The following is a 9,186-nucleotide window of genomic DNA, read 5'->3' as shown; positions in this document are numbered from 1 at the left end:
TATTTGCCCATAGTATGTTATCTATTTCTTTTACGACCCATTTATTTTTGTCAAGATAATCAATTTCAATTTGACTTCTCTGGGAAGCTAAATCAGGTAAGTCCTTAAAAACCCTGAAAGAATCATTATACATCATTATTTGGTCATAAATCACTTTAAAATCATATGGAAAATTTTCATAATTTTCTCTTATTAGATTTTCCACAGTATATTTTACCATATCATTAGAATAGTAGAAATTATTTGCGTCATAATTTGAGAAATAGTTATCATCAACAATTTCTCTGTAAGATTCTCCAATCTTATAGAAAGAATCAACCCCTCTTATATTTTGGCTAATCCCACCCCTACTTGTCAAAATATTTGTCATATTAAAAGCTGCATTTAGCATATTAAAATCTTGATTATCTAAAGTTACAAGTGTTAGATTATTGTAAATGTCACTTGCATTTAGAATTAGCCTTGTTTTATGAACATCTATATCTTCGACGAAAACTATTTTTATCTTCTCTCTTATAATCTTATCTCTATCAATCATCTTCTTTAAGGCAAGTATAAACTTAATAGTTTCTTTTGCCATGAAATAACCTTCATTGGCTTTTCCAGAGAAAATATAGGTAGTTGGTACATATCTAAGGTTAGTATTATGTTTTAGTAGGTAATATTTGTAAGCTATAGATAAAGCATTAAGGAGCTGTCTCTTTCCTTCATGAATTATAGATAATTGAACATCAAATATAGAATATGGGTTAATCTCCTCTTTTGTTAATGCAATAAGTTTTTTCTTATTAGCAAATTTTACATCTTCCAAATCATCTATAAATGAAGATTTAGTTTTTAGATTTTTGATTTTTAAAATCTCACCAACCGAACTATTCCTAATGCCATACTCAGTAAACACCTTCATTAAACTTTCATTACTTTTTTCCAAATAAAGAACTCTATCTGTACCCAAATTCATATAGGAAAGCTTTCTTGGTGCAGGTTTTTCTTCTTTTAAAGTTTTGGATAAGAAAATATATTCATTGGATAGGGTCATATTTATATTCTTAAATAAAACATATCCATTTCTAATCAGTTGATTTTCGTGATTCTCAATCCATAATTCATCTTGAATTTGTAAAATGGTTTCGATTATTTCAGGATTAACCCTCTTAACCATATCAACAGGATAAGCCTCTAGGCTATCATCTGTTATAGAAAAAGCTATATGTTCAAAAACTCTTCTTGAAATATCAATAGCTTCCCTAATACTAAGCTTGTAAGTCTCATTCAAAATCCTAATAAATTCAACTAAGGCAATTGTTGGATGAATATCATTAGCAAAAATCTTAATTCTTTCATCAATTTTATCTATTGACCCATACCTATTTTTGTATCTCTTAAAGATGTCCCTAATAGCACTTGCTGAATAGAAATATTCTTGTTTAAGCCTCAAAAGTTTTCCATCATAAGAAGAATCATCCAAATACAAGAACTGATTAATAGAACTTGTACTTATATACTCATCGTAGGCCTTCAATATATCTCCCCTAGCAAAATCCTGGTAGCTTACAGCACTGGTTGGCTCCGATTGAAAGAGTCTTAGTGTTGTAACAAAATCAGCCTTATCACTTAAAATAGCTATATCATAGGCGATAGATTTGTGTTTCCTGCCATCAATATCTAATTCATAGGAAAATCCCTTTTTATGTTCCCAGTTAGACCCTTCTTCAAGCCAGTAGTCAGAGTATTCCACTTGTCTACCATCTTCAATTCTTTGCTTTAAATCACCATTTTCATATCTTAATGCATAGGCAACTGACCTGATTTTTTTATTAGCAAGCTCACTAATTATGTAACTTGAGCCAATTCCAATATCACCGACACCTAGATTTGCTTCTTTTTCAAAATCAATTATAGATTCGTATGAAAATCCAATTTCACTTAAAACTTTTCTTATTTCATCTTCCCTACCGAGCCTTGCTATGTTTTTTTCAATAAACTTTCCTGGTAGATACTCGAAACTAAGAACATAGACTTCAAATTCCGTTTCTATAGACTTGCTTTTTACCCATCTTTTCCCAATGTCTTCCATCAAAGCCCTACATAGGCAATCATAAACCTCATTTATTCTTGCATTTTTAAGATCTTTCGCATAAAAAGAATACAAAAAACTTTGTATTCTCTCTAGTAAATTTGTTGTATAGTTTTTATCTTGCTTTAATTTCATTATATAATTCTAAATATCTTTCACCAGATTTTGCCCAATCATTATTTTGGCTCATAGCATTGACTATAAGCTTATTTAGAGCATCCTTATCTTCCCTATAAACTTTAAGAGCATTCTTTATACAGAACAAAAGTTCATGGGCATTAATATTAGCAAAAGAAAATCCAGTTCCTTCTCCTGTAAATTCGTTGTAAGCTACGACTGTATCTTTTAATCCTCCAGCCTCTCTAACTATTGGAAGAGAGCCATATCTCATAGCTATAAGTTGGCTTATACCACATGGTTCAGACACACTAGGCATCAAATAAAAATCACTAGCACCGTATATCTTGTGGCTTTCCTCTCCGCTATAATAAATCCTTGCAGCAACCTTGTCAGGGTATTTCCACTCGAAATATTTAAACATTTCTTCATAAGTGTAATCTCCAGTACCTAGGACTACAAATTGAATATCTTCTTGTAAAAGCTCATCCAAAATATATCTAACAAGGTCAAGACCCTTCATTTCATTAAGCCTAGAACAAATACCAATTAGAGGAACATCTTCCCTTACTGGTAGACCATAGGACTTTTGTAGATCAAGCTTATTAGCTACTTTCTTATCGATACTTGTAACATCAAAATTTTCCGCCAAATGACCATCAGTTTTAGGATCCCAAATATCAAAATCTATACCATTGACAATTCCCTTAAGCTTATAAGAATACTTCCTTATAATTCCATCAAGACCTTCCCCATAGAATGGGTATTGTATTTCTCTGGCATAATTTTCAGATACAGTATTAACTGCGGTCGAATGTATTATACCACCTTTTAGGAAATTAATAGCATCGAAATATTTTAAGTCATTTTCATTAAAATATGAACCGCCAAGACCTGCAAGTCTCAAATTATCAGCACTGAATACTCCTTGATATTTTAGATTATGTATAGTAAAGAGTGTCCTTACATCATCAAAATAAGAATCTCCCTTCCTAAAATCATTTACAAAAATATTAACCATAGCCGTATGCCAATCATTGGAATGGATAATATCTGGTTTAAAATTTACTTCCTTACCCAAAAGTGTACACGCTTTGGAGAAAAAAATAAATCTTTCAGCATCATCATCAAATCCATAAATACCATCTCTACCAAAGTATTCTAAGTTATCAATGAAATAAAAAACTACTCCATCCCATTTTAATTGATATACTCCCGTATACTGATGTTTCCAATCAAGGTCGACATAGAATTCAGTAACCTTTTCCATTTTTTGCCTATATTTATCATCAATAGCCTTATAAAGTGGAAGGACAACCCTACAATCTTGACCTTTTTTTACAAGTTCCTTTGGTAGGGCTCCCGCAACATCGGCAAGCCCTCCCGTTTTAATAAATGGAACTGCTTCTCCTGTAAGAAAAAGAATGTTCATCTTAAATTCCTTTCTCCAACTCTTCATTCTTTGATGTAACAAAAGGGTGAGATCTATTGCCGAATAATCTAGTATCCTTATCAATAAAAGTCCTCTTATCTGTTATGGCATAATTCAAAATAGCTCCATCTGAAATAACTGTATCTTGAAAAACTATTGAATTTTTGACAATAGCTCCCTTACCTATCTCTACGCCTCTAAAAATAATTGAATTTTCAACATCACCCCTAATTATAGCACCATTTGCAAGAAGAGAATTTTTAACATTAGATTCTTTGGTGTAAGAAGTTGATGGTTCATCCTTTGATTTTGTATAAACTAAGCCATCTTCATAGAACAATTGATTGAAATCATCTCTATTTAACAATTTCATATTTGCCTCAAAGAAAGAATTGATGTCAGAAATTATTTCAAATTCTTTGTTATGTCTATAAAAATCAATATTCATATCGCCAGCAAAGGCGAAAATTGCGTTCAATAAAGACATTTGAGAATTTCTTTCCATAGCAGTCCTTAAAATTCTTAGGAAAAGATCTCTCTTTATTAATAATGATCCTAAATATAAGTCTATCTCATCAGAAATCCCTAGATTTAAACCAACAGAACAAGGTCTTCCACTCTCATCAGATGATATAATCCTCCTATTTAAGTAATATCCATCTTTATCCTCTGTTTTAGTTGAAAATACAAGACAATCCAAATCATTAGATTCCATAGTCTCTTTAGCATCTGTAATATCTACTTTATTAATATACATAGGATTGCAAATGTATATATAATCTGATGGATGGTCTTCAAAATATCTTATAGTATCATAATAAGTCTCAATTTCACTCAAATTGCCCTTGGTAGAATGTGTTGGAGAATTAATCATAAGACCACCATTTCTCCTATTTAGCTCCCAACTCTTGCCATTTCCAATATGGTCTAGGGTTGATCTCATCATCCTATCAGCATACAAAATAACTCTCGAAATATCATGGTTGGTAAGATTAGATAAAGTAAAGTCAATAACCCTATACCTACCACCAAAAGGAAGCATATAATCAGGTCTATGCTTGCACAATACGCCGTAATTTCTTTCTTCAAACTCTGAACTATAAATTAATGCAACAATACTTGGCATTCTATTCCTCCTCAACCCCTTCATTGCTAACTAGATAAACATGGCTATCATCTTCTTTTCCAATACTTTCAGTAACTTCCATATCAGAAGCCACCACACAATTGTAAAGCTTTACTCCACTCCTAACCTTAACCCCATTTAGTAAAACTGAGTTATGAACTTCTGCACCTTCCTCAACTTCTACACTAGAGAAAAGAACGGAATTCGAAACTTTCCCATCAATCACACAAGCTTCATTCACTAATGAATCACTTAACTCGCCAGTTTTTCCTATTCTATGAGGAGGTAAATTAAGAGAGGCTGTATATATTTTCCAATTTTCATCATAAATATCCAACTCATTTTCAGGATCTATCAAATCGAGGTTTGCTTGCCAGTAACTCCTAACAGTTCCAACATCTTTCCAATAACCATCAAACTTATATACATAAAGATTCAATCCTTCATTAAGCATTTTTGGAATAATATCTTTACCGAAATCATTTGAAGAATCTTTGTTCTTGCTATCCTCAATCAATTCTCTTCTAAGAACTTGCCAATTGAAGATGTAAATTCCCATAGAAGCAAGGTTAGATTTTGGTTTTGCTGGTTTTTCCTCAAACTCTACAATCCTTCCATCTTCATCAGCATTCATAATACCAAATCTTGATGCCTCATCCCAATCTACTTCCATTACAGCTATAGTCGCATCAGCACCTTTTTTCTTATGAACATCGAGAAGCTTTCTATAATCCATCTTATAAATATGATCTCCAGATAAAATCAATACATATTCTGGATTTACATCATCTAAATAATTGATATTTTCATAGATAGCGGAAGCTGTTCCCTCAAACCATCTACCACCATCCTCTGTATAATATGGAGTTAAAATTCTTAGCCCTCCAAAATTCCTATCATAATCCCATGGAGCTCCGATCCCCAAGTGCTGATTTAACAATTGTGGTTTATATTGAGTTAAAACACCAATATCTTTGATGTCAGAATTTGTTGAATTACTTAAAGCAAAATCAATAATTTTATACTTTCCACCAAAAGGAACAACTGGTTTTGCCATATCTCTTGTAAGAGCTTTAAGCCTTGAGCCCTGTCCACCAGCTAATAACATAGCTGCTATTTTATTAGAATTTCTCATAATTCCTCCTTAGATAAGAAATTTATCATCTTATATATTTATACCCAAATATTTAATAAATATAAAAACCTTTTCTTAATTATATTTTAACTAATATTTATACTTTTGACAAGCAAATTAATAATAGTATAGTCTTACAAGCGGGGATGACTTGGTTTCGACGTGGTTGAGGAATCTTTAGCTGCAGGTCGTATGCAAAAACGTAAACTAGCAATTAAATATAAACGCAAACAACAATAGCGAAGCAAACTTCGCACTAGCTGCCTAATCTAAGGCATGCAATGAATGCTAGATTCGTCGCAAATCTTGTATTCGTTTCATAATCAGGCGACACCTATTGTATCTAAGCTTTGCCATACAATTAGTAAAATGAAGCTAACATAAGAATTTTTCGTAAGATTTTAATTTTTTATGTGAATCCATAAATCTAACTAAACTTGTAGATGCTATTGAAAAATTATCCACGGACAAGGGTTCGACTCCCTTCATCTCCACCAAGTAGCTTATAAACCTTGATTTTTCAAGGTTTTGTTTTTTTAGGGTACTAAAAAGGTACTAAGAATATAAAAAGTACTACATTTTAGTACTTAGGTATAAATTTAGAATTACATAAGCATTACTAAATATATTTTCTATTGACTTCATAAGTCCACCAATTCAGATACAAAAATAGGAGATGAATTTTTCATCTGCTCAATCTCCTAGGATATAATTTATTATCGCTTAATTTCTCATACAATCTATTAAGACGCTTTAGGTATACTGTTGCCTATCTTGCCATACCAAAATCGCTCTAATCGTCATATAGGGCTTGTCTTTAATTTAATCTTATAGTTTTCTTAGATTTAAGTTTTCACTATTCAAAGTGTATGTATAAATGTATAACACAACATCATTTACTTAACATTATGTCGCAAAATATAGATTTTGTGCAATAATTTAAAAGCTATATTTTTTATATCGTTGATATTAAGCCATTGTCATTATGTGTATATTATTCACTATTTAAGCTATTGTTAATTAATGTATAGATTGTGGCACGCTCTAATTTGCGTTTTAAGCGTTTTTATTTTTTTAAGCATAGTTTAGTATGCCTTATATTGTGTATCACGCTAGGAGATTAAGGAAATCAACAATCAAGCAAGTATTAAGATAGAGTTTTAGTGTTATGGGGTCAGTAGTAATGAGGTAACAAAATTATTAAGGGGGTAGGTACTATCGACCCCATAATTTTAAGTTAAGTCTTACGCCCTAAGTTCAAGTTAGGGTTATTAATTCGATACCGTCGGTAGTACCGACACAAGGCAATAATATACCTTATACCTCGTGTACCATTTCGGTACTTTAGCTAAGTGATAAAAACAACTAGTCAGATGACGTCAGTACTGCTTACACCGCCCATTGAGTGGACGCTATCGCTCTTATTACTCTAAGGGGCGAACGATTCGTTCGGTCAGCTATATTTTTATTAATAAAAAAATCGTGGGCAATCTTTCGATTAACTCACGATTAATTATATTATTTAGTTATAGTGTCCCTTACATTGGAATATTACTAAACAGTCATTTTCAACAAGATATACGATTCTATGTTCCTTGTCTATTCTCCTACTCCATAAGCCTGACAAATTATTTTTTAAAGGTTCGGGTTTTCCCAATCCCTCAAATGGGGTTCTTTTCATTTCTTTAATTAGTTTATTTATCTTCTTAAAGTTCGCTTTATCTGTTTTATACCAATATAGGTATTCTTCCCACGCGTCAAAGTCCCATTTAATAGTATTAATCTTCATTTTCAATTAGTCCGTTTTCAACTAGTTCTATTTTCCCACTTTTGTATTCCTCGAACTTCTGTTCAAGATATTTCATATTCTTTTCGCTATAAAAAGGGTCTGCCGACAATTCAAAAGGTATTTTATATTCACGACCTAATTTTTTTAAATAAATGTTTATGGCAGATGATAGGGAAATGCCTATATCATTACATACTATTTCAGCTTGTTTTTTTATTTCGTCATCTACTCTTATGTTAATTTGTGCCATATATACCACCTCTTAGTCTTATTATATTATAATTATATTATTTGTAAAGTATTATTATATATTTACGCTAGGCTTAAAGTGTTTGAAAATCTTAGCAACTTCAACAATTTCAACAGTTTTTTATTAAACAGGATTACTTTATTTTTATAGCCTATAAGCACTAATTTAAGGGGTTTTCTTGTATATCTTCACTTGTTTTTCGGTGTCTTTTTGCTCGTTATCACTCAATATAAACTAGTCTTTAATAAGGTTTTAGATTTGATATAAAACTCTTATTTTGATTTGTACTAAACCTTAGCAATCCTAAGCATATTTAAAAAAATAATCTCCAAAAACTTACGCTTTTTTTTGGTATGAGATTTAGGAAAAAACTTTATAAAAAATACCCCCTTAAAACTCAAATAAAATAAAGTTTAGGGGCGATCTGTTTTTTAGCCTTTATGTTGTCTTTATAGTCTTTGATTGTTTGAGTTAGCTCTCTAACTGATTTATTTTCTACGTCGTTGTTTTCGATAAAGGTCTTACGGGCTTCTTCGTCTTCAATTCCAGTTAGTGCCAACAACTTACTAAAACTTAAACTTGGCAACGTTGCAAAATTTGAATATTTTTCATATATCGTTATAAGCCTATTAGCTTGATGATATGAATATCCTAGGTTGTCATTAACCCAATTCATCCGCTTACCATGTTCCAAAGTATATTAAGCCTTTTTCCAATCTCATATAAGCCTTTATCTCTTCCACTAACTGATTAAGGTTTGATAATTCATTCATAGCTTTACCCTCGTTTCGTTTTTTATAGCTCTTATTTTGCGTTTTAAGAGTTTTTAATTCTATAAGCATATATTTGTATTAATAACTAATTAAAAACCTAAATAGATACTAAATTCTTTTAATTTTATATATCTTAACCTAGGAGATTATAAGGAGATAATTTTTACACTATTAGATTTGTTGTTTTTTAAGATAAATAGTATAATAACGTTGTTGTTATTAAATTGTTTATCTTAAATTCTTTCTTGTCGAAAGATAGGTTGTTTTTATTTTTATAAACTATTCATATTTTAAAAAGACGTGTTGCCACGTCTTTTTTTGATTCTATAAATCATCTTATAAAATTTTTGATTGCTTTATTTTCTAGCTTTTCTTTCTGCAATAAGATATCCCATATAGGATTTGATACATTTGAAGATTGTACCTTTATCTTGGAATAGTCATAAGCCTTTAGACTGTCTCTTATACACATCTCCGAGCCCACGAG

The 9,186-nt window shown here is 31.1% G+C and carries 7 protein-coding genes and 1 other RNA gene; 1 reads left to right on the top strand and 7 read right to left on the bottom strand.

What is annotated here, in order from left to right; translation table 11 throughout:
• From Q0W95_RS06495 to Q0W95_RS06480, 4 genes are all read right to left on the bottom strand, one after another.
• A partial coding sequence (locus Q0W95_RS06495; protein WP_297791070.1) for a glycogen/starch/alpha-glucan phosphorylase occupies nt 1-2,212 on the bottom strand: 2,212 nt, incomplete at its 3' end.
• Nucleotides 2,193-3,626, bottom strand: coding sequence for a glycogen synthase GlgA (gene glgA, locus Q0W95_RS06490; protein WP_297791068.1), 1,434 nt, complete (start codon nt 3,624-3,626; stop codon nt 2,193-2,195). The genes glgA and Q0W95_RS06495, both read right to left, overlap by 20 nt.
• A gap of 1 nt (nt 3,627) precedes the next feature.
• The gene (glgD, locus tag Q0W95_RS06485) at nt 3,628-4,752 is read right to left on the bottom strand and encodes a glucose-1-phosphate adenylyltransferase subunit GlgD (RefSeq protein ID WP_297791066.1); all 1,125 of its coding nucleotides are present in this window, start codon (nt 4,750-4,752) and stop codon (nt 3,628-3,630) included.
• A 1-nt stretch (nt 4,753) separates the two neighbouring features.
• Nucleotides 4,754-5,887 (bottom strand): glucose-1-phosphate adenylyltransferase, encoded by a 1,134-nt coding sequence (locus Q0W95_RS06480; RefSeq protein WP_297791064.1) that lies wholly within the window; start codon nt 5,885-5,887, stop codon nt 4,754-4,756.
• A gap of 142 nt (nt 5,888-6,029) precedes the next feature.
• Between Q0W95_RS06480 and ssrA the strand changes: the two genes are divergently transcribed.
• Nucleotides 6,030-6,384, top strand: a transfer-messenger RNA (tmRNA) gene (gene ssrA / locus Q0W95_RS06475).
• Between the two features lie 1,025 nt (nt 6,385-7,409).
• On the opposite strand, the gene Q0W95_RS06470 is transcribed toward ssrA, so the two are convergent.
• The 3 genes from Q0W95_RS06470 to Q0W95_RS06460 form a co-directional block, all read right to left on the bottom strand.
• Nucleotides 7,410-7,676: a Txe/YoeB family addiction module toxin gene (locus tag Q0W95_RS06470; protein ID WP_060929393.1), complete on the bottom strand. Its 267-nt coding sequence runs from the start codon at nt 7,674-7,676 to the stop codon at nt 7,410-7,412.
• Nucleotides 7,666-7,926: a type II toxin-antitoxin system RelB/DinJ family antitoxin gene (locus Q0W95_RS06465; protein WP_297791059.1), complete on the bottom strand. Its 261-nt coding sequence runs from the start codon at nt 7,924-7,926 to the stop codon at nt 7,666-7,668. Before Q0W95_RS06465 ends, Q0W95_RS06470 begins: the two co-directional genes overlap by 11 nt.
• Before the next feature lie 397 nt (nt 7,927-8,323).
• On the bottom strand, nt 8,324-8,620 hold the full coding sequence (locus Q0W95_RS06460; protein ID WP_297791057.1) for a DUF3102 domain-containing protein: 297 nt from the start codon (nt 8,618-8,620) through the stop codon (nt 8,324-8,326).
• Between the last annotated feature and the right edge of the window lie 566 nt (nt 8,621-9,186).

The sequence above is a fragment of the uncultured Anaerococcus sp. genome, assembly GCF_947253225.1.
Classification (GTDB): Bacteria; Bacillota; Clostridia; order Tissierellales; family Peptoniphilaceae; genus Anaerococcus.
This window is presented reverse-complemented; position numbering and strand designations above follow the sequence as displayed.

Coding starts and splice junctions, on each gene's coding strand:
- glgA (WP_297791068.1), bottom strand. CDS start 3,626: ATGAACATTCTTTTTCTTACAGGAGAAGCAGTTCCATTTATTAAAACG.
- Q0W95_RS06470 (WP_060929393.1), bottom strand. CDS start 7,676: ATGAAGATTAATACTATTAAATGGGACTTTGACGCGTGGGAAGAATAC.
- glgD (WP_297791066.1), bottom strand. CDS start 4,752: ATGCCAAGTATTGTTGCATTAATTTATAGTTCAGAGTTTGAAGAAAGA.
- Q0W95_RS06465 (WP_297791059.1), bottom strand. CDS start 7,926: ATGGCACAAATTAACATAAGAGTAGATGACGAAATAAAAAAACAAGCT.
- Q0W95_RS06480 (WP_297791064.1), bottom strand. CDS start 5,887: ATGAGAAATTCTAATAAAATAGCAGCTATGTTATTAGCTGGTGGACAG.